This window comes from Pseudomonas sp. MWU16-30317 (assembly GCF_020515695.1).
In the GTDB taxonomy this organism is placed as follows: Bacteria; Pseudomonadota; Gammaproteobacteria; order Pseudomonadales; family Pseudomonadaceae; genus Aquipseudomonas.
Window position 1 is genome coordinate 67,624 of record NZ_JAIWJA010000003.1, and the last position, 20,397, is coordinate 88,020.

Below are 20,397 nucleotides of genomic sequence, written 5' to 3' on the forward strand. Positions count from 1 at the left end.
CAAGCCGGTTTTTCTGCATCTGAATCATCAGCCTTTCTTGTACACGATCTCTTTGCTGCCTGCCTCGCAAGTCCCGACCACTTTGGCATCCGCTCCTGCGCCCTTGGCGACTACGTCAAGCGAGTAGCCCGACGCACCTTTGGCCTTGATCTTGGCGTCGATCTCGCCCTTGAGGTCATCACACGACTTGCCTGCCGCAAATGCGCCACTGGCAATACTCAACAAACTTACCGCCAACAGAAACTTCTTCATCGGTCACATTCCCTGGTCGGATCAAACAATAAAATGGGCGCCTCCCGAATTTGGTCAGCGCCCGCTACTTGTAGCCGAATAAACCCACCTCAGCCAGCCCGAAATATCGGGCGCTGATGTAGGGAATTTCCGATCAGCTGTGCTCGATGCGGAAGCCGACCTTCAACGTCACCTGAAAGTGCGCCGCGCGCCCAGCCTCGATGTGGCCTCGGGTCTCGGTGACTTCAAACCATTCCAGATTTTTCAGGCTCTTACTGGCCTCGGCCAGGGCATTGTTGATCGCATCTTCGATGCTGGTCGGCGAGGAGCCGACGAGTTCGATCTTCTTGTACGTGTGATGGTCGCTCATGGTGGTTCTCCCTAGTGGTCTGATTTCAGCGTGACAGCGCTGTGGTCTTGTACATCTGTGGGGAAATACACGGGAAAAGTTCACCCGCACTGCACTTTCTGCACAGCGCGCAGTCGGAAACTACACCGCAACTCATCCCCAAGGAGAAGTCACCATGGCCAATACTTCGTTACGCAAAGCCTCGCTGCAGAGCATGGAAGCCGAAATCGAAAGCCTGCTCAAGTCACTGGAGAGCCTGAAGGAGGACGCGTCCGGAGAGTCGTTGAAAACCCTCAAGGCGCTCAAGGCCAATGCCGAGAATGCCCTCAAGCACTCGCGTCATCTGCTCAGCGATGTCTATGAAGAAGTGAAAGTCAAAACCCGCGAAACCAGCGTCGCCACCCGCGACTACGCTCAGGAACACCCGTGGACCACCGCTGGTGTGGCCGTCGGCGCGCTCGGCCTGTTGGCTGCGTACCTGATCACCAAGCGTGACTGAATTCGGTAATACGCCGTACCCGTGACGATGCTCTCAGGGCCCGGTCGCGAGCAAGCTTTGGTCCCGCGCTGCAAATAGTTACAGCAGCGAGCAACTGCAGGAGCACGGCTTGCCCGCGAAGGCGTCTTAGGCATCACACGGGCTGGCGCTGCAACTCGGCTTTGAGCCACTGCGCCAGTTGCTGCGCGCGCCCATCTGCGGCGCGCCGCGGCACCCACAACGCCAGGCGGGCTGGGGTTTCAGTAAATCCCCAAGGCGCTGCCAGCCGACCTGCATTCAAGTCGTCCGCCACCAATGGCTCGGGCGCAATCGCGATCCCCAGTCCGGCGACCGCCGCTTCCAGCAAATAATACAGATGCTCGAACGCTTGCCCGTAACGCAGCGCGTCGACCGCTATGCCATTTTGCTGCGCCCAACTGGGCCATGCCTGCAACCGCGAGGTGGTCTGCAGCAGCGTCTCGTACTGCAACGCGCTGACCGGTGCCCCGCGCAGCCGTTCGAAGCCGACGAAGCGCGGGCTGACTACCGGGCCGATACGCTCGCTGGCCAGCTCGAATATCTGCATGTCCGCGGGCCACGGCGGCTCGGCGAATACCAGCAAGGCGTCGAGCCCGGGCCGGCGCGGATCGAGATCACCTTCCCCGGCAGACAGGTGCAGGCGCAGATCCGGCAAGTCAGCATTCAAGCGCCCCAGCCGCGGAATGAACCAGCGTGCCAACAGGCTGCCGGAACAGCCCAGCACAAATGGCGCGTCGGCACTGCCTTGGCTGATCTCGCTGCATACGCCGCGCAAACGCTCGAACGCATCGCTGCTGGCGTCACGTAAGCGCACACCGGCATCTGTGAGTTTAACGCCGCGCCCATCCTTGCTGAACAAGGCCACGCCCAGATGCTCTTCAAGCACCTTGATCTGGCGGCTGACGGCGCCATGGGTCACATGCAACTGTTCACCCGCCAGGCTGACGCTGTTCAGCCGGGCGGCGGCTTCGAAGGCCCGCAGGGCATTCAGAGGGGGGAGGTCACGGCTCATGATGATATGTGAGGTTTCCTGACAGGTTGCGGCAATCTTATCGGTTTTCATCTGCTCGCGGGGTGACTACAGTTATTCCCATCGACATTTGATGTCCAACCTCTTTCTTGATCACTGGAGCGTTCCATGACCCAGAGCAATTTGCGCAACGGCCCCGACGCCAACGGCCTGTTCGGTGCATTCGGCGGCCGCTACGTAGCCGAAACCCTGATGCCACTGGTGCTGGACCTGGCCCGCGAATACGAGGCGGCCAAGGTCGATCCTGAATTCCTCGAGCAGCTGGCGTATTTTCAGCGCGACTATATCGGCCGTCCGAACCCCCTGTATTTCGCCGAACGCCTGACCGAGCACCTGGGTGGCGCGAAAATCTTCTTCAAACGTGAAGAACTCAACCACACTGGCGCCCACAAGGTGAACAACTGCATCGGCCAGGTGCTGTTGGCCAAGCGCATGGGCAAAAAACGCCTGATCGCCGAAACCGGCGCCGGCATGCACGGCGTGGCCACCGCCACCGTCGCCGCGCGTTTCGGCCTGCCTTGCGTGATCTACATGGGTGCCACCGACATCGAGCGCCAGCAGGCCAACGTGTTCCGCATGAAGCTGCTGGGCGCCGAGATCGTCCCGGTCACCTCTGGCACCGGCACCCTCAAGGACGCCATGAACGACGCCCTGCGTGACTGGGTCACCAACGTCGAAGACACCTTCTACCTGATCGGCACCGTCGCCGGCCCGCACCCTTACCCGGCCATGGTTCGCGACTTCCAGTCGATCATCGGCAAGGAAACCAAAGAGCAGATGCAGGAGAAGGAAGGCCGTCTGCCCGACAGCCTGATCGCCTGCGTGGGCGGTGGCTCGAACGCCATGGGCCTGTTCCACCCGTTCCTGGATGACGCCAGCGTCGAAATCATCGGCGTCGAAGCCGCCGGCCACGGCGTCGAATCCGGCAAACACGCGGCCAGCCTGAACGGCGGCGTGCCGGGCGTACTGCACGGCAACCGCACCTACCTGCTGCAGGACGACGACGGCCAGATCACCGACGCCCATTCGATCTCGGCCGGCCTCGATTACCCGGGCATCGGCCCCGAGCACGCCTGGTTGCATGAGATCAAGCGCGTCAACTACACCAGCATCACCGACGACGAAGCCCTGGCCGCGTTCCACACCAGCTGCCGTCTGGAAGGCATCATCCCGGCGCTGGAAACCGCTCACGCTCTGGCCGAAGTGATCAAGCGCGCGCCGACCCTGCCCAAGGACCACCTCATGGTCGTGTGCCTGTCGGGCCGTGGCGACAAGGACATGCAAACCGTCATGAACCACATGGCCGCTACCCAGGAGAAATCGGTATGAGCCGCCTTGAACAACGCTTCGCCGACCTCAAGGCCGAAGGCCGCGCCGCGCTGGTGACCTTCGTGACCGCCGGCGACCCTGGCTACGATGCATCGCTGGCGATCCTCAAGGGCCTGCCAGCCGCTGGCGCCGACGTCATCGAGCTGGGCATGCCCTTCACCGACCCGATGGCCGACGGCATCGCCATTCAGCTGGCGACCTTGCGCGCCTTGGAAGCCGGGCAGACTCTGGCGAAAACCTTGAAGATGGTCCGCGAGTTCCGCGTCGACGACAGCACCACGCCGATCGTGCTGATGGGTTACTACAACCCCATCCACCGCTTTGGCGTCGAGGCATTCGTCGCCGAGGCCAAGGCTGCTGGCGTCGATGGCCTGATCATCGTCGACCTGCCACCGGAGCACGATGCCGAGCTGGCGACCCCGGCCCAGGCTTCCGGTATCGACTTCATCCGCCTGACCACCCCGACCACGGATGACGTACGTCTGCCCACCGTGCTCGAGCGCAGCTCAGGCTTCGTCTACTACGTCTCCGTAGCGGGCGTGACCGGTGCCGGCTCCGCCACCAGCGATCAGGTCAGCAGCGCCATCGAGCGCCTGCGCCGCCATACCGACCTGCCGATCAGCGTCGGCTTCGGTATCCGCACCCCCGAGCAGGCCGCAGCAATAGCGCGCCTGGCCGACGGCGTGGTAGTCGGCTCGGCACTGGTCGACAAGGTCGCTAAAGCGGCCAATGCCGATCAAGCGGTCGACGATGTACTGACACTGTGCAAGGCCCTGGCCGACGGCGTGCGTAAAGCCCGCGTCAGACAAGCGTAAAGTTCCTGATACAAAGGAATTAGCCCCTGTTTTCAGGGACTAACGCTGCAAGAACAAAGGGAGGTCGCTTTGGGCGGCCTCCCTTTTTTGCTGTTAGTGCCTGAGGATACATTTGATGAAATTGCCAAAACCGCTGATCGCTGCCATGGGTATCGTGCTGGTTGGTGTGACCCCGCTGTTGCAAGCGGCTCCAGGGCCGGATGATCGCGGCCAGGGTGGTGGTGAGCAACATCAGCAAGGACCGCAGGGTCAGCAAGGTCAGCAGCAACAGCAGAATCACGGCCACCAGGGCGGGGGCAACGGCGCCGGTCACGGCAATCAGCAAAGCAACCGCGGCAATCAGGGTGGCAACCGTCCGCCGCAAGACTTCGGTCCGGTGCGCCAGACCATCTCGCAAAACCGTGGCAGCTTCGGTCGCGGCAACCCGCTGCCACCGAACATCCACGTCGAACGCGGTCGTCCATTGCCACGCGGTTACGGCCGTCCGCTGGACGCCGGTGCACTGCGCCACCTGCCGCACTATGATGGCTACCAATGGCGCCGGCTGGGCAGCGACGTAGTGCTGGTCGCGATCGGAACCGGCCTGGTCTACGAGATTCTGGACAACGTGCTGAACTGACCTCACTCTGCGACGTACCGACGCGTCGAACCGATCCCTGTAGCGAGGGGGCTTGCCCCCTCGCTACAAGTGCATTTCGTTACCCGAAAATACTCAGATCCAACGGTCTTACCGCCCCCATCCAGATGGCATGGTTGGCGTGATCCGCCAGCTCATCGCCCGTTTCCGGGTGCGTAAACACCACCAGTCCATTGCGATTCAACGCCAACCACCCCAACACCGCCCCGATATCCTCGACCGCCACGGTCAACTGGCAGCTCCAGTCCGGATGCGGCCCTACCGGGCGCTCGTGCAGACGGCCCATCTTCAACCCGAACACCCGCACAGCTTCTTCGCATAACGCGCGGGCCTGGGGCAGGGTGCTGGCGTCGTAGTAGATGTGAGCGTGATAGGAGTGGATGGTGGACACGGGGGGAGGACCTCGGTGGAAAAGCGATATCCGCAAGATTATCGGTTTTGTCGAGGCAAAGCATGCTTTGGGGACCAGCGCTTATAGCCTGTACGCCAGCCATAGTGGGACTAGTCGCTATCGTATGTCGTCTCATTCCGACGCGACTGCAGGAAGATTCCATGCAGCCTCAAGAATCAATCCGCAACCACTGGCCACCCACCTGCTCCTCGCGCAGCCACTCCACGAACCGGTCGATCATTTCGCCGCGGCGTTTGCGCTGCGGCAACACCACGTAATAACCCATCGGCGAGCGGGCCGTTTCTTCCACGGGGCGGCACAGCAGGCCTTGTTCGAGCAGCGCGTCTACCAGGTGGCGCCAGCCAATGGCCACGCCCTGGCCGGCAATCGCCGCCTGGATCAGCAAGGTGTAGTTGTCGAAACGCAGCTGGCCCGAGGCGGGTGCCCCTGGGATGTCCAGCGCGCGGAACAGCCCGGTCCAGTCGAACCAGTGATGGCTGCTCTCGCCGCGCAAGTGCAGCAGGGGCAAATCGGCCAATGCAGTCACGGGGAGTGGAGTAGCACGGCCTTCCAGCAATTTTGGACTGCACACGGGGAAGACTTCTTCACCGAACAACCAATGACTTTCACCTTGATTGAAGCGACCGTCGCCGAACAGGATGGCGACGTCGATATCACTGCGCAGCATCGAGTAGCTGCGCTCGCTGGTCACCAGGCTGACGTCGACCTGTGGATAAAGTTGGTGGAAGCCATGCAGGCGCGGCATCAGCCAATAGGCGGCAAAGGCGAAATCGGTGGAGACCTGCAGCACTTCGTGTTGCGATTGCGCAGTGATCCGATGCAAACAGGCATCGATATTCAACAATCCTAGCTGGACCTGCTCGAACAGTAACGCCCCGGCATCAGTCAGTTCGATGCCGCGGTAGACCCGATCAAACAGGCGCGTGGCGAGCTGCTCTTCCAGGCGCTTGATCTGCTGGCTCACCGCCGGCTGGGTGGTGCCCAGCTCCTGCGCCGCCGCAGTGAAGCTGCGGTGCCGCGCTGCGGCCTCGAAGGCGCGCAACAAATCCAGCGACAAGCTGCCGAGGCTCTCGAACATAAGCTGTGCTTATCCTAGTCATTATGTTGCATGGGCTTTACCGCCCCCTGCCTGCAACGGCATCCTGCGGCTCAGCGATATCGCATAACTCTCCACTATGGAACGACGCGAGCCCATGAAGCACAAGAACATTCTTTTCATCATGGCCGACCAGATGGCCGCGCCCCTGCTGCCGTTTTACGCCCCGTCCCCCATCAAAATGCCGCACCTGAGTCGCCTGGCCGAGAAAGGCGTGGTGTTCGATTCCGCCTACTGCAACAGTCCGCTGTGCGCCCCCTCGCGCTTCACCCTGGTCAGCGGCCAGTTGCCCAGCAAGATCGGCGCCTACGACAACGCCGCCGATTTCGCCGCCGACGTGCCCACCTACGCCCATTACCTGCGCCGCCTGGGCTACCACACTGCGTTGTCGGGCAAGATGCACTTTTGCGGTCCGGATCAACTGCACGGTTACGAACAACGCCTGACCAGCGATATCTACCCCGCCGACTACGGCTGGGCAGTGAACTGGGACGAGCCAGATGTGCGCCCGAGCTGGTATCACAACATGGCATCGGTGCTGCAGGCCGGGCCATGCGTGCGCACCAACCAGCTGGATTTCGATGAAGAGGTGGTGTTCAAGGCGCAGCAATATCTGTTCGATCACATCCGCAAAGACGGCGACCAGCCCTTCTGCCTGACCGTGTCGATGACCCATCCGCACGATCCTTACACCATTCCCAAACCGTTCTGGGATCTGTACGCCGACGTAGAAATCCCTTTGCCGCAAAACGTGCCGGGGCAGGATGAACTCGACCCTCATTCCCAGCGCCTGCTCAAAGTCTACGACCTGTGGGACAAACCGCTGCCGCAGCAGAAAATCAGCGATGCCCGCCGCGCCTATTTCGGTGCCTGCAGCTATGTCGACAGCAACGTCGGCAAGCTCTTGCAGACGCTCGAGGACACCGGCCTGATGGACGACACCATCATCGTTTTCTCCGGCGACCATGGCGACATGCTTGGCGAACGCGGCCTTTGGTACAAAATGCACTGGTTCGAGATGTCCGCGCGCGTGCCGCTGCTGGTGTGCGCGCCGGGGCAATTCGAGGCGGGTCGCGTGAGCGCGTCAGTGTCCACCGCTGACTTGCTGCCGACCCTGGTCGAGCTGGCGGGCGGCCAACTGGAGCCCGGCTTGCCGCTCGATGGCCGCTCGTTCGTCGGCCACCTCACCGGCGCTGGCGCTCATGACGAAGTGTTCGGCGAGTATATGGCCGAAGGCACCGTCGGCCCGCTGATGATGATCCGTCGCGGCCCATGGAAATTCATCTACAGCGAAGATGACCCGTGCCTGCTCTATCACCTGGGCGACGACCCTCATGAGCGCGAGGACCTCAGCCAGGCTGCCGGCCAGCGCGACTTGTTCGCGGCCTTCCTCGCCGAAGCGCGGGCCAAATGGGACGTGCCCGCCATCCGCCAACAGGTCCTGGCCAGCCAGCGTCGCCGCCGTTTCGTCGCCCAGTCCCTGACCCAAGGCACACTCAAGAGCTGGGATCACCAGCCGTTCGTGGACGCGAGCCAGCAATACATGCGCAACCATATCGACCTCGATGACCTGGAGCGCAAGGCACGTTATCCACAGCCCAGCCCACTCGAATAACAACACTGCCGACCGTGCACTCTCAATGATCAAAGGGGAAGCTTGATGAAGATATCCACAATCGTCGCCGCCAGCGTCATCGGTCTGGCCAGTGGCGGTGTCTATGCCGCCGAACAGAGCTGCAGCACGGTAAAGATGGCCGATCCGGGCTGGAGCGACATCGCCGCCACCAACGCGGTCGCCACCTTCCTGCTTGAGGGCATGGGTTACCAGACCAAGATCGACACCCTGGCGGTACCGATCGCTTACGGCGGCCTCAAGGACGGCTTGATGGATGTCTTTCTGGGCAACTGGATGCCGGCGCAACAAGGCTTCTACGACAAGTTCATCGCCAACGGTGACGTGGTGCAGCTGACCAAGAATCTGGACGGCACGCAGTTCACGCTGGCCGTTCCGGACTACGTCTACAACGCCGGCGTGCATGACTTTGCCGACCTCAACAAGTTTGCCGACAAGTTCGACAGCAAGATCTACGGGATCGGTTCCGGCGCCCCGGCGAACCTGTCGCTGGCCGAGATCATCAAGAAGAAAGAGTTCAACCTCGGCAGCTGGAAACTGGTGGAGTCGAGCGAGCAGGCGATGCTGTCAGAAGTCGCCCGGGCGGTGAAACGCGAGAAGTTCGTGGTGTTCCTGGGCTGGACGCCGCACCCGATGAACGTGCAGTTCAAGATGCATTACCTGACCGGCGGCGAGCAGTATTTCGGTTCGGCCGGCAGCGTTTACACCTTGACCCGCAAGGGTTACGCGGACGCATGCCCAGGGGTGGCCAAGTTGCTGGGCAACCTGACGTTCACCCTGGAGATGGAAAACAGCATCATGGCGGAGGTGGCGAACAAGAAGGTCAGCAATGCCGTGGCGGTGAAGGACTACATCAAGGCCAATCCAGCCGTGCTGGATAAATGGCTGGAGGGGGTGCAGACCATCGATGGCAAGGATGCGCTGGGAGCGGTGAAGGCGAAGCTCTGAACTGACGGGTCCTTCGCGGGCTCTGCCCGCGAAAGGGCCTGCGAAATCACTGTAGATCTCAGCCCGCCATCTCGGCGCGCAGTGCCTTCAATACCGGCGCCGTATCCACCTCGACCCCGCGCCAGTAGGTGAACGCCACAGCCGCCTGCTCGACCAGCATGCCGAAGCCATCCACCGACAGCTTCGCGCCATGCTCACTGGCCCAACGGCAGAACGGCGTCGGCTCTTTGCCGTACATCATGTCGTAGCACACCGTCACGCCAGGTTCGATCAGACTCGCGGCAATCGGGGGCAACTCGCCGGCCAGGCTCGCCGAGGTGGCATTGATGATGATGTCCACCGACTCTTCCAACCAATCGAAACCACTGGACGCCACCGGCCCGAGTTCGGCGAAGATCTGCGCCAGTTGCTCGGCCTTTTCCACCGTGCGGTTGGCAATGATCAGCGACGCCGGCTCCTGCTCCAGCAACGACTCGATCACCCCACGGACCGCGCCGCCAGCACCCAGCAACAGGATGCGCTTGCCCTTGAGGCTGACCCCGACGTTGACCGTCAGATCGCGCACCAAACCCAGGCCATCGGTGTTGTCGCCGCGCAAACCGCCGTTGTCCAGGCGCGTCAGCATGTTCACCGCACCGGCACGGCGGGCGCGGTCGGTCAGTTGGTCGCAGAGGCGAAAGGCATCCTCCTTGAACGGCACGGTAACGTTGGCACCACGGCCTTGCTTGAAAAAACCCAGGGCGCAGTTGGCGAAGTCTTCGAGCGGCGCCAGCAGGGTGCTGTACTCCAGCTGCTCACCCGTCTGTTCAGCGAACAGGCGGTGGATGGCAGGCGACTTGCTGTGGCCGACCGGGTTACCGAAGACGACGTACTGGTCCATTGGGGCATCCTGAAGAAGGGTGTGATATCCGTGGGAGCGGGCTGCGCCCGCGAAAAATAAAGCGCCGCTGTGGTGGTCAGGTCAAGGCCAGCCAATCGCGATCCTGCAGGAAGTACTCGGTCAGGCGCGCTTCCGGGCTGCCCGGTGCGGCGTGCCAGTCGTAGCCCCAGCGAACCTGTGGGGGCAGCGACATGAGGATCGACTCGGTACGGCCCCCGGACTGCAGGCCGAACAGCGTGCCGCGGTCGTAGACCAGGTTGAATTCCACGTAACGGCCGCGGCGAAACTCCTGAAATTCGCGCTGCCGCGCATCGAACGCCATGGCCTTGCGGCGCTGCACGATCGGCACATAGGCCTCCAGGAAGGCGTCGCCGATGGCGCGCATGAAGGCGAAACTGGTGTCGAAGTCCCATTCGTTGAGATCGTCGAAAAACAGCCCGCCGATACCGCGCGGCTCGTTGCGGTGCTTGATATGGAAGTAGCGATCGCACCAGGCCTTGTAGCGCGGATACACCTCGGCGCCGAAGGGCGCGCAAGCACGCTCGGCTACCCGATGCCAGTGCACGCAGTCTTCTTCATGGGCGTAGTAGGGCGTCAGGTCGAAGCCGCCACCGAACCACCACACCGGCTCTTCGCCGTCTTTTTCAGCGATGAAAAACCGTACGTTGGCGTGGGAAGTCGGCACGTGGGGGTTGTGCGGGTGAATCACCAACGACACGCCCAGCGCCTCGAAGCCGCGCCCGGCGAGCTCCGGGCGATGTGCGCTGGCCGAGGGCGGCAGGCCGCTGCCGAACACGTGGGAAAAATTGACCCCGCCTTTTTCGATCAATGCGCCATTGTCGATGACCCGCGTGCGACCGCCGCCGCCCGCCTCGCGCACCCAGGCGTCTTCGACGAAGCTGCCGCTGCCGTCCTCGCGTTGAAGGGTGGTGCAGATGCGGTCTTGCAGATCGAGCAGGTAGGCTTTGACGGCCTCGGTGCGGGTAGTCATGCGGTCACCATTGATCGGGCGTGTTCTTCGTCATGTGCGGCCGTCCCTGTGGATAACCGCAGCGACGGCAAAATCGGCGCGTAGCATACCACCGCACTATGGCGCGTCGCAGTTGACGTCTGTCGTACAAAGGCGTCCGATAGGGAGTCAGTTCCCAATCGCACAGGAGAATGCAGATGGCCAAACGTATCCAGTTCAGCGCCCACGGCGGCCCGGAAGTACTCGAGTTCGTCGACTTTCAACCTGCCGAACCAGGCCCCCTGGAGGTTCGCGTACGCAACGAGGCCATCGGCCTGAACTACATCGACACCTATTTCCGCAGCGGTTTGTATCCGTTGCCGAGCCTGCCGTCGGGCCTGGGCACCGAAGCTTCAGGCGTGGTGGAAGCGGTAGGCGATCAAGTCACCGCATTCAAGGTGGGCGATCGTGTTGCCCATGCGGGTGGCCCGTTGGGTGCCTATAGCCAGGTGCACGTCGTGCCGGCGGCGGTGCTGGTCAAGCTGCCCGAGAGCGTCAGCTTCGAGCAGGCGGCGGCGGTGATGCTCAAGGGTTTGACCGTGCAGTACCTGTTTCGCCAGACCTACCAGTTGCAGGCCGGCGACACCATTCTGTTCCACGCCGCCGCCGGCGGTGTCGGGTTGATCGCCTGCCAGTGGGCCAAGGCGTTGGGGGTCAAGCTGATCGGCACTGTCAGTTCGCCGGAAAAAGCCGCTCGCGCCAAGGCGGCCGGGGCCTGGGAAGTGATCGACTACAGCCACGAGGACGTCGCCAAGCGGGTGCTGGAGCTGACCGACGGCAAGAAATGCCCCGTGGTGTATGACGGTGTCGGCAAGGACACCTGGGAAGTTTCGCTGGACTGCGTGGCGCCACGGGGCTTGCTGGTGAGCTTCGGTAATGCCTCGGGTGCGGTCAGCGGGGTCAACCTGGGGATCCTGTCCGCGAAGGGCTCGCTGTACGTTACACGCCCGACCCTCGCCACCTATGCGGTGCCAGCGGCTTTGCAGGGCATGGCGGACGAGTTGTTCGAGATGATTGCCAGCGGCAAGATCGATGTCGAGATCAGCCAGCGCTATCCGTTGAGCGAAGCGGCCAAGGCGCAGACGGCGTTGTCTGGGCGCCAGACGATGGGCTCGACGATATTGCTGCCATGATGGGGTGAATCAATCCCGGCCTTTTCGCGAGCAAGCTTTGCTCCCACAGGTGTACGGCTCAGGTACGGTTTGCACTGTGGGAGCGGGCTGTGCCCGCGAAGCGTTTCAGGGCCGCACCACCTCACCCGTGACCAGATCGCGGATCACGCTCGGGCTCTTGCGCCCACCCAGTGCCCCGCCCAGCACCAGATCCACCTGACCGCGAAAGTACTGCTCCACCCGCAAGCGCGTGCGCGCAGGGGGGCGTCCTTGTGGATTGGCCGAGGTCGAAATCAGCGGCCCCACCAACGCACACAGTTCACGCACCAACGGATGGTCACTGACCCGCAGCGCGACCGTGTCATGGTCGCCGGTCACCCACTCGGGCAGCAGCCCCTGATGCGGCACCAGCCAGGTATTAGGTCCGGGCCAGGTGCTGGACATTTGGTCCAGCCAGGTCTCGGGGAAATCCTCGAACAGAAAATCGAACTGACGGATGTTATCCGCAACCACGATCAAACCCTTGCTGACCGACCGATTCTTGATCGCCAGCAAGCGATCCACCGCCTCTTCGTCCCACGGATCGCAGCCCAGGCCCCAGACCGCTTCGGTTGGATAGGCAATCACCGCGCCCGCCCGGATCTCGCGCGCCGCTTGTTGCACACGCCAACTGCTAACCATCGCTGTCACTCCGTTTGCACACTGTTCGCTTTTTAACCTGGGTGCAGTGTACTTATCCCGAGCGCGCAAACCAACGGCCAGCCTCGCAGGTCACGCGGCCGTCCATCTCAAGCTGCGTCAGGGTTGCCAGCACCTCGGCCAGGCTCTGCCCACTGGCACCGGCCAGGCCCTCGCTGGTGTGCGGACATGCCACCAGCAGATCGACCAATGGATGCCCGGCCGCTGCGGGCGCACCCGTTTCAGCCCCCGCGTCTGGCGGGAGATGCTGCCAGCCGCGCAACGCCTGTAGGATGTGCTCGATGCTTTCCACCAACTGCGCGCCATCGCGAATCAGCTGGTGGCAACCCTTCGCGCCTGGGTGATGAATCGAGCCGGGAATGGCGAACACTTCGCGGCCTTGCTCGGCGGCCAGGCGCGCGGTGATCAACGAACCACTGGCGATGCTCGCCTCGACCACCAGCACGCCGAGCGACAAGCCGCTGATGATCCGATTGCGCCGCGGGAAGTTTCCGGCGTTGGGCCCGGCGTCGAGCGGCAGCTCGGAAATGACCGCACTCCCCTGGGCGGACATGTCCGCAGCGAGCTGACGGTGGCGCTGTGGATAAAGTTTTTCGAGGCCGGTGCCGAGCACGCCTATTGTGACGCCTCCGGCCTCCAGTGCGGCCTTGTGCGCGGCGCCGTCGACCCCCAATGCCAGTCCGCTGGTGATGGTAAAACCGATGCGCGCCAGGCTGCGCGCAAACGCTGCGGCGGTGTCCAGGCCAGGTCGCGAAGCACGGCGGCTACCGACGATCGCCAACTGTGGGTGCTCCAGCGCATCGGTATTGCCGGCGACGAACAACAGCGCTGGCGGATCGGGAATTTCCGCCAACAGGGCCGGGTAGCCGGGTTGGTCCCACATCAGCAAAGACTGCCCCGGCCGCTCTAGCCAGCGCATTGCAGCACTTGCACCGGTACAGATCTGCGGGTGGTGGCGTGCATCGCTACTGATCGTGGGCATGCCCAATGCCCTCCATGCCAAAGCCGGCGCTGCCAGTGCCGACAAGGCATCGCCAAACGCGTCGAGCAATTTGCGCAGACGCGCAGAACCGATTTCCGGAAGCCGATGCAAGCGCAAACGGGCTTCGACTTCAGCGCAGGAGAGGGGGCAGGCAGCAGGCGCAGCAGCGCCATCGGTAAACAGTGGCATTCGATCATCCTTGATCTTTTGGGCTTTGATTCCACAGCACAACCTGTGGATAACTCTGTTAACAACTAAAGGAAAACTTCGTAAGGAAGCTATCAAAAACCCTTACGGATTTCTGATTTTATCCATCACTTCCAACGAGCGATTGGCGTTGAGCACTAAACCATAGCTGAGCTTTTCATAAGTGCGAACCACCATCAGCAATCCGGAATTTTCGTCCGGGACCTTGACCTGTTGACCGGTTACGCGATCGCGCACGGTCTCGCCGGTCTTGTAGATGGCCAACACGTTGCCATCGACCAGGCCATCACGGCGGCCCTTGTTGAGCGTCACCACGTCGAACTTGCCGACTTGGGTGACGCCACGGGGGACATCGATGATCAGGCCATCGATCGGGCTGTTGGGCGGGCTCGGCATGAAGGTCGAAGTCACCGCATGCTCCTCGGTGCTGAACAACCGATCGCCCAGGCGCACCTCGGTACTGGAGCGTTGCAGATTGAGGGTCGCGATATCGCGCTCGGTGGCGACCACTTCGCCGCCGCCGACGCTGTCGGCATTGATGCCGAGCACTTCGCCGGTAGTGGGGTCGGTGTAGGTCTTGCCCTGGCGGAAGATTCCGTAGACGGTGTGCTCCGGGCTGAAGGTACCACGCGCATAGATGCGATCGCCCATGCCGCTCAGCACGCGCTCGGCATTGCCGGCAACGATATAGGGCGCGCGGTCGAATACCGCAGGATCATCGACGATACGGTTGTTGATCAGAAAGGCGTTGATCGCCCCCAACGGAATGGTCGGCACGGCTTCGGCCATCGGCGAGCTGCGAATATGCGGTGACAATTTGATCGTGCCACGCGACTGTCCGCGCTCGAGCATCAACTGCGGCTGGCCGTCGACATAACTCAGCACCAGAGTGTCGCCCGGGTAGATGAGGTCGGGATTGGCGATCTGCGGGTTGGCATGCCAGATGTTAGGCCACTGCCAAGGCTGCTGCAGAAACTTGCCGGAAATATCCCACAGCGTATCGCCCTGTACCACCGTGTAGCGCTGTGGATAACCGTCCTTGAGCAACACCTGCGCCTGCACCACGCCCGCGACGGCCAGCAACAGCAAGGCGAGTAGTGATTTCCTCATGCCGTGAATCCCTTTATTATGTGCGATCACGTGAAACGCGCGCGGTGCGCGAGACTTCTCCTCGTGACGGAGAACGTTTTCCAGCGGACGCTCAAGATGGGCTGCGCGACCGCTCCTCACAGACTTTACCTCACAGTGCATCAATTACGCATATGGCTATTTTAAACATCCTCGAATTTCCAGACCCGCGCCTGCGCACCCTGGCCAAACCGGTGGCTGTGGTCGACGACAAGGTTCGCCAGCTGATCGACGACATGTTTGAAACCATGTACGAGGCGCCCGGCATCGGGCTGGCCGCGACCCAGGTCAATGTGCACCAGCGCATCGTGGTCATGGACCTCAGCGAAGATCGCAGCGAGCCACGGGTGTTCATCAACCCCGAGTTCGAAGCCCTGACCGACGAGATGGACCAGTACCAGGAAGGCTGCCTGTCGGTGCCCGGCTTCTACGAGAACGTCGATCGCCCCCAGCGCGTCAAGGTCAAGGCTCTGGACCGCGACGGCAAGGCGTACGAGTTGATCGCCGAAGGCTTGCTGGCCGTGTGTATCCAGCATGAGTGCGACCACCTCAACGGCAAGCTGTTCGTCGATTACCTGTCTACGCTCAAGCGCGACCGCATCAAGAAGAAACTCGAAAAACTGCATCGCCAGGCTTGATCGCCTCCCTCCAAAGGCTTGCTGCGGCAAGCCTTTTTGTTTCAAGACTTTTACTGAAGAGGCTGCCATGCGCATCGTTTTTGCGGGTACTCCCGAATTTGCCGCCGATCACCTCAAGGCCTTGCTCGACAGCCCCTACGAGGTTGTCGCGGTGTACACCCAGCCTGATCGCCCGGCCGGTCGCGGGCAAAAACTGATGCCCAGCCCAGTCAAGCAGCTGGCATTGCAGCACAGCATCCCGGTATACCAGCCGCAAACCCTGCGCAATCCCGACGCCCAGGCAGAGCTTGCCGCACTCGAGCCGGACCTGATGGTGGTGGTGGCCTACGGCCTGATCCTGCCCCAGGCGGTGCTGGATATCCCGCGCCTGGGTTGCATCAACAGCCATGCCTCGCTGCTACCACGCTGGCGCGGTGCGGCGCCGATCCAGCGCGCCGTGGAAGCCGGCGATGCCGAGAGTGGCGTGACGGTGATGCGCATGGAGGCCGGCCTCGACACCGGGCCGATGCTGCTCAAGGTCAGTACCCCGATCAGTGGCGACGACACCGGCGGCAGCCTGCACGACCGCCTGGCACAGATGGGTCCGCCCGCTGTGCTGCAAGCCATTGCCGGGCTGGACGCTGGCACCCTGACTGGCGAGGTTCAAGACGACAGCCTGGCCACCTACGCCCACAAGCTCAACAAGGATGAAGCGCGGATCGACTGGCAGCGTCCGGCGCTCGAGCTCGAACGCCTGGTGCGGGCCTTCTTCCCGTGGCCGATAACCCATAGCCTGCTGGCTGGCGAAGCGGTCAAGGTGCTGGCGGCTCACGTTGCCGAAGGGCAGGGCGCGCCAGGGCAGATCCTCAGCGCCAGCAAGGACGGCCTGGTGGTCGCCTGTGGCAGTCAGGCGCTGTGCCTGACTCGCCTGCAACTGCCCGGTGGCAAACCGCTGAACTTCAGTGACTTGTTCAACAGCCGCCGCGAAAAATTCGCCGTCGGTACGGTGCTTGGTCAATGAACCCGCGTCTGGCCGCAGCCCACGCCCTGGCCGCCGTCCTCAGCGGCAAGGCGTCACTGAACAGTTCGCTGCCCAAGCAGCTCGACAAGGTCGAGGCCCGCGACCGCGGTCTCACTCAAGACCTGGCCTTCGGCACCGCGCGTTGGCAGCCACGGCTGTCGGCGTTGGCTGAACGCTTGCTGCAAAAGCCCTTCAAGGCCGCCGATGCCGACGTCGAAGCGTTGATGCTGGTGGGCCTGTACCAACTGTTCTATTCCCGCGTCCCGGCGCACGCCGCGATTGGCGAGACCGTGGGCTGCGCCGACAAGCTGAAAAAGCCGTGGGCCAAGGGCCTGCTCAATGCCGTGCTGCGCCGCGCGCAACGCGAAGGGGTAGAAATCCTCGCCGAACTCGAGCGCGATCCGGTGGTGCGCACCGCCCACCCGCGCTGGCTGCAGAAGTCCCTCAAGGCCTTCTGGCCCGAGCAATGGGAAGCCATCTGCGCGGCCAACAATGCCCATCCGCCGATGATCCTGCGGGTCAATCGCCGTCACCATAGCCGCGATGCCTACCTGCAATTGCTCAGCGCCGCTGGCGTCGCCGCCACGCCGTGCACCTTCAGCAGCGACGGCATCGTGCTCGCCGCCGCCTGCGACGTGCGCGACCTGCCGGGCTTTGCCGAGGGCTGGATCAGCGTTCAGGACGAAGCCGCGCAACTGGCTGCCGAGCTGCTCGATCTTGCCCCCGGCCAGCGCGTGCTCGACGCCTGCTGCGCCCCCGGCGGCAAGACCTGCCACCTGCTCGAAGCCCAGGCCGATCTTCAGGCCGTAGTAGCGGTCGACCTCGAAGCCAAGCGCCTGGTGCGGGTGCGCGAGAACCTTGATCGGCTCGGGCTGGACGCGCAACTGATCGCCGCCGACGGCCGCGATACCGCCGCCTGGTGGGACGGCCAGCCGTTCCAGCGCATCCTGCTCGACGCGCCATGCTCGGCCACCGGCGTGATACGTCGGCATCCGGACATCAAGCTGACTCGCCAACCGGACGACATCGCCGCGCTGGCCACCCTGCAAGGCGAACTGCTCGATGCGCTGTGGCCGACCCTGCAAGTGGGCGGCATCCTGCTGTATGCCACTTGTTCGACACTGCCGACCGAAAACACCGAGGTCATCGCCGCGTTCCTCGCCCGCACGTCAGGTGCCCGCGAACTCGACCTCGCCACCCAGGCCGGTATCAAGCAGCCCCACGGCCGCCAACTGCTGGCGCAGGAAGGCGGCCACGATGGTTTCTACTACGCCAAGCTGATCAAGATCGCGGCAGGTCACTGAGAGGAACACGGATGAAAATCATCATCCTCGGCGCAGGGCAGGTGGGCGGCACGCTGGCAGAGCATCTGGCCAGCGAAGCCAACGACATCACCGTCATCGATACCAACGCCGAGCTGCTGCGGGCGCTGGGCGATCGCCTCGACATCCGCACCATCCAAGGCCACGGCGCGTTCCCCACCGTGCTGCGCCAGGCCGGCGCCGACGATGCCGACATGTTGGTGGCCGTCACCAACAGTGACGAAACCAACATGATCGCCTGCCAGATCGCCTACACCCTGTTCCACACCCCGACCAAGATCGCCCGTGTCCGTGCGGCTGCCTACCTGACCCGGCCGGAGCTGTTCGAGAACGAGCACATCCCGGTGGACGTGCTGATCAGCCCGGAACAGTTGGTCACCAACTACATCAAGCGCCTGATCGAGCACCCCGGCGCCTTGCAGGTGATCGATTTCGCCGACGGCAAGGTGCAACTGGTCGGCATGAAGGCCTACTACGGCGGCCCGATGGTGGGCCAGCAGCTGCGCCAGATTCGCCGCCACATGCCCAACGTCGACACCCGCGTGGCAGCGATCTTTCGCCGTGACCGGCCGATCCTGCCCCGTGGCGATACCGTGATCGAGGCTGACGACGAGGTGTTCTTCATCGCTGCCAAAGGTGATATCCGCGCGGTGATGGCCGAACTGCGCGGCGTCGACGAGCACAACAAGCGCATCGTCATCGCCGGCGGCGGGCAGATCGGCGAGCGGCTGGCCGAAGCCATCGAAAGCCGCTATCAGGTGAAGATCATCGAGATGAACGCGGCGCGCTGCCGGCACCTGTCCGATACCCTCGACAGCACCGTGGTGCTGCAGGGTAGCGCCTCGGATCGCGACCTGATGCTGGAAGAGAACATCGCCCAGGCCGACATTTTCCTGGCCCTGACCAACGACGACGAAGCCAACATCATGTCGTCGTTGCTGGCCAAGCGCCTCGGCGCGCGCAAGGTGATGACCATCATCAACAACCCCGCCTATGTCGACCTGGTGCAAGGCGGCGAGATCGACATCGCCATCAGCCCGCAGCTGGCCACCATCGGCACTTTGCTCACCCACGTGCGCCGCGGCGACATCGTCAGCGTTCACTCGCTACGGCGCGGCGCGGCTGAAGCCATCGAGGCCATTGCCCATGGCGATGCGCGTTCGAGCAAGGTCATCGGCCGCAGCATCGATCGCATCGTCTTGCCGCCAGGCACCACTATCGGCGCGATTATCCGCAACGACGAGGTGATCATCGCCCACGGCGACACGATGATCGAAGCGGGGGATCATGTGATTCTGTTCGTTGTGGATAAAAAGCAGATTCGCGAAGTGGAGAAGCTGTTTCATGTGGGGCTGAGCTTCTTCTAGGAAGTTGCTGATGGCCCCTTCGCGGGCAAGCCCTGCTCCCACACGCGTACACCGCACCATTGTGGGAGCAAGGCTTGCCCGCGAAGAGGCCGGTACTATTTACCCAAAACCATAGAATCTCCCACAGTTTGAAATACGATCCCTGTGGGAGTGGGCTTGCGCAAGATCAATACCACCGAGCCTCGCCCGCCGGCCGCTTCTTGAAGCGCTTCATGCTCCACATATACTGGCTCGGGTACGCCCGCACATACTTCTCCACCACCTTGCTCATCGCTGCCGCAGCGGTGGTGGTATCGGTGCTGTACATGTCCTCGGGCGCGGCTTCGAGGATCACCTTGAAGCCCGAACCGTCCGGCAGGCGCAAGGCATGCAGGAACACCCCGACGGCCTTGCCACCCGCAAGCATGTTGGGCACGAACTTGCTGGTCAGCGCCTGGGTCCCGAGGAACGGCACGAAGATGCCCGCCGATTCCGCCGGCTCCGGATCGGCCGGAATGCCCACCTGACCACCTTTGCGCACTTCCTTGATGATGCTGAGGATGCCTTCCTTGGTCGACGCCGCCACGCGATTGCCCAGTTGCACGCGCTGCTGGCGCAGCAGGTCGTCCACCGCCTTGAGCTTGGGCGGCCGGTAGAAGATGATCGGTTTGCATTGGCTGCAATAGAAGTGGTTGAGCACTTCCCAGTTGCCCAGGTGGCTGGTGATGCCGACCACGCCCTTGCCGGTGGCCAGCGCGGCGGTGAGCACTTCGAGGCCTTCGACTTCACGCACCAGGTCGATGGAACGTTGCGCCGGCCAGATCCACGCGCAGGCGCTTTCGGTGAACGACTTGCCGATGTCCATCAGGCTCTGGCCTACCAGGCGCTCACGGGCGGCCGGGTCGAGCTCGGGGAAGCACTTGGCGAGGTTGATACGCACCACCTCGCGTGAACGGTTGGGCAGCTTCCACATCAGCCAGCCCATGGCCGTACCGACGCGCTGCACGGCACGCCACGGCAACAAGGCGAACAGGCGCAACGCCCCGACCATGATGGCGCCTTTGAACTTTTCCACAG

General features: G+C 62.8%; 22 protein-coding genes. 11 read left to right on the plus strand and 11 right to left on the minus strand.

Annotated features, from left to right (window positions below; all coding sequences use genetic code 11):
- Positions 1-27: 27 nt before the first annotated feature.
- Positions 28-252: a DUF1161 domain-containing protein gene (locus LIX93_RS09430; protein ID WP_226503772.1), complete on the minus strand. Its 225-nt coding sequence runs from the start codon at positions 250-252 to the stop codon at positions 28-30.
- Between the two features lie 133 nt (positions 253-385).
- Positions 386-601 (minus strand): dodecin, encoded by a 216-nt coding sequence (locus tag LIX93_RS09435; protein WP_226503773.1) that lies wholly within the window; start codon positions 599-601, stop codon positions 386-388.
- Between the two features lie 154 nt (positions 602-755).
- On the opposite strand from LIX93_RS09435, the gene LIX93_RS09440 reads away from it, so the two are divergent.
- Positions 756-1,079 carry a DUF883 family protein gene (locus tag LIX93_RS09440; protein ID WP_226503774.1) on the plus strand — a complete coding sequence of 108 codons (324 nt, stop codon included), beginning with the start codon at positions 756-758 and terminating at the stop codon, positions 1,077-1,079.
- Positions 1,080-1,212: 133 nt separating this feature from the next.
- Here the strand turns inward: LIX93_RS09440 and LIX93_RS09445 are convergent, their stop codons facing one another.
- Positions 1,213-2,160 (minus strand): LysR family transcriptional regulator, encoded by a 948-nt coding sequence (locus LIX93_RS09445; protein WP_275948748.1) that lies wholly within the window; start codon positions 2,158-2,160, stop codon positions 1,213-1,215.
- Positions 2,161-2,235: 75 nt separating this feature from the next.
- On the opposite strand from LIX93_RS09445, the gene trpB reads away from it, so the two are divergent.
- The 3 genes from trpB (at position 2,236) to LIX93_RS09460 (ending at position 4,890) form a co-directional block, all read left to right on the plus strand.
- A complete protein-coding gene (gene trpB / locus LIX93_RS09450; protein ID WP_226503776.1) occupies positions 2,236-3,456 on the plus strand; it encodes a tryptophan synthase subunit beta in 1,221 nt (406 codons plus the stop codon).
- Positions 3,453-4,271 (plus strand): tryptophan synthase subunit alpha, encoded by an 819-nt coding sequence (trpA, locus tag LIX93_RS09455; protein WP_226503777.1) that lies wholly within the window; start codon positions 3,453-3,455, stop codon positions 4,269-4,271. Before trpB ends, trpA begins: the two co-directional genes overlap by 4 nt.
- Positions 4,272-4,386: 115 nt before the next feature.
- The gene (locus tag LIX93_RS09460; RefSeq protein WP_226503778.1) at positions 4,387-4,890 is read left to right on the plus strand and encodes an anti-virulence regulator CigR family protein; all 504 of its coding nucleotides are present in this window, start codon (positions 4,387-4,389) and stop codon (positions 4,888-4,890) included.
- A 79-nt stretch (positions 4,891-4,969) separates the two neighbouring features.
- Here the strand turns inward: LIX93_RS09460 and LIX93_RS09465 are convergent, their stop codons facing one another.
- Positions 4,970-5,299 carry a DOPA 4,5-dioxygenase family protein gene (locus tag LIX93_RS09465; RefSeq protein WP_226503779.1) on the minus strand — a complete coding sequence of 110 codons (330 nt, stop codon included), beginning with the start codon at positions 5,297-5,299 and terminating at the stop codon, positions 4,970-4,972.
- Between the two features lie 169 nt (positions 5,300-5,468).
- Positions 5,469-6,398, minus strand: a complete 930-nt coding sequence (locus tag LIX93_RS09470; protein ID WP_226503780.1) for a LysR family transcriptional regulator — start codon at positions 6,396-6,398, stop codon at positions 5,469-5,471.
- A gap of 115 nt (positions 6,399-6,513) precedes the next feature.
- On the opposite strand from LIX93_RS09470, the gene betC reads away from it, so the two are divergent.
- Together betC and choX are read left to right on the plus strand one after the other, a co-directional pair.
- The gene (betC, locus tag LIX93_RS09475; RefSeq protein ID WP_226503781.1) at positions 6,514-8,031 is read left to right on the plus strand and encodes a choline-sulfatase; all 1,518 of its coding nucleotides are present in this window, start codon (positions 6,514-6,516) and stop codon (positions 8,029-8,031) included.
- Between the two features lie 42 nt (positions 8,032-8,073).
- A complete protein-coding gene (choX, locus tag LIX93_RS09480) occupies positions 8,074-8,997 on the plus strand; it encodes a choline ABC transporter substrate-binding protein (protein ID WP_226503782.1) in 924 nt (307 codons plus the stop codon).
- A 58-nt stretch (positions 8,998-9,055) separates the two neighbouring features.
- Here choX and aroE read toward each other — a convergent pair whose 3' ends face one another.
- Both aroE and hemF read right to left on the minus strand, forming a co-directional pair.
- Positions 9,056-9,877, minus strand: a complete 822-nt coding sequence (aroE, locus tag LIX93_RS09485) for a shikimate dehydrogenase (protein ID WP_226503783.1) — start codon at positions 9,875-9,877, stop codon at positions 9,056-9,058.
- A 76-nt stretch (positions 9,878-9,953) separates the two neighbouring features.
- A complete protein-coding gene (gene hemF, locus LIX93_RS09490) occupies positions 9,954-10,868 on the minus strand; it encodes an oxygen-dependent coproporphyrinogen oxidase (protein WP_226503784.1) in 915 nt (304 codons plus the stop codon).
- A gap of 176 nt (positions 10,869-11,044) precedes the next feature.
- Between hemF and LIX93_RS09495 the strand changes: the two genes are divergently transcribed.
- The gene (locus LIX93_RS09495) at positions 11,045-12,019 is read left to right on the plus strand and encodes an NADPH:quinone reductase (RefSeq protein ID WP_226503785.1); all 975 of its coding nucleotides are present in this window, start codon (positions 11,045-11,047) and stop codon (positions 12,017-12,019) included.
- Between the two features lie 105 nt (positions 12,020-12,124).
- On the opposite strand, the gene LIX93_RS09500 is transcribed toward LIX93_RS09495, so the two are convergent.
- The 3 genes from LIX93_RS09500 to LIX93_RS09510 form a co-directional block, all read right to left on the minus strand.
- Entirely contained in the window at positions 12,125-12,679 is a 555-nt protein-coding gene (locus tag LIX93_RS09500) for an L-threonylcarbamoyladenylate synthase (protein ID WP_226503786.1), read from the minus strand.
- Positions 12,680-12,731: 52 nt separating this feature from the next.
- The gene (dprA, locus tag LIX93_RS09505; protein WP_226503787.1) at positions 12,732-13,868 is read right to left on the minus strand and encodes a DNA-processing protein DprA; all 1,137 of its coding nucleotides are present in this window, start codon (positions 13,866-13,868) and stop codon (positions 12,732-12,734) included.
- Positions 13,869-13,970: 102 nt separating this feature from the next.
- Positions 13,971-14,996, minus strand: coding sequence for a LysM peptidoglycan-binding domain-containing protein (locus LIX93_RS09510; RefSeq protein WP_226503788.1), 1,026 nt, complete (start codon positions 14,994-14,996; stop codon positions 13,971-13,973).
- Between the two features lie 152 nt (positions 14,997-15,148).
- On the opposite strand from LIX93_RS09510, the gene def reads away from it, so the two are divergent.
- The 4 genes from def to trkA all read left to right on the plus strand — a co-directional run bounded on the left by def (position 15,149) and on the right by trkA (position 19,341).
- A complete protein-coding gene (def, locus tag LIX93_RS09515; protein WP_226503789.1) occupies positions 15,149-15,652 on the plus strand; it encodes a peptide deformylase in 504 nt (167 codons plus the stop codon).
- A 67-nt stretch (positions 15,653-15,719) separates the two neighbouring features.
- Entirely contained in the window at positions 15,720-16,652 is a 933-nt protein-coding gene (gene fmt / locus LIX93_RS09520; protein ID WP_226503790.1) for a methionyl-tRNA formyltransferase, read from the plus strand.
- Positions 16,649-17,956 (plus strand): 16S rRNA (cytosine(967)-C(5))-methyltransferase RsmB, encoded by a 1,308-nt coding sequence (rsmB, locus tag LIX93_RS09525; protein WP_226503791.1) that lies wholly within the window; start codon positions 16,649-16,651, stop codon positions 17,954-17,956. The genes fmt and rsmB overlap by 4 nt, the downstream gene beginning before the upstream one ends.
- 11 nt (positions 17,957-17,967) lie before the next feature.
- A complete protein-coding gene (trkA, locus tag LIX93_RS09530; protein WP_226503792.1) occupies positions 17,968-19,341 on the plus strand; it encodes a Trk system potassium transporter TrkA in 1,374 nt (457 codons plus the stop codon).
- Between the two features lie 166 nt (positions 19,342-19,507).
- Here trkA and LIX93_RS09535 read toward each other — a convergent pair whose 3' ends face one another.
- Positions 19,508-20,395 carry a lysophospholipid acyltransferase gene (locus LIX93_RS09535; RefSeq protein WP_226503793.1) on the minus strand — a complete coding sequence of 296 codons (888 nt, stop codon included), beginning with the start codon at positions 20,393-20,395 and terminating at the stop codon, positions 19,508-19,510.
- Positions 20,396-20,397: the final 2 nt, after the last annotated feature.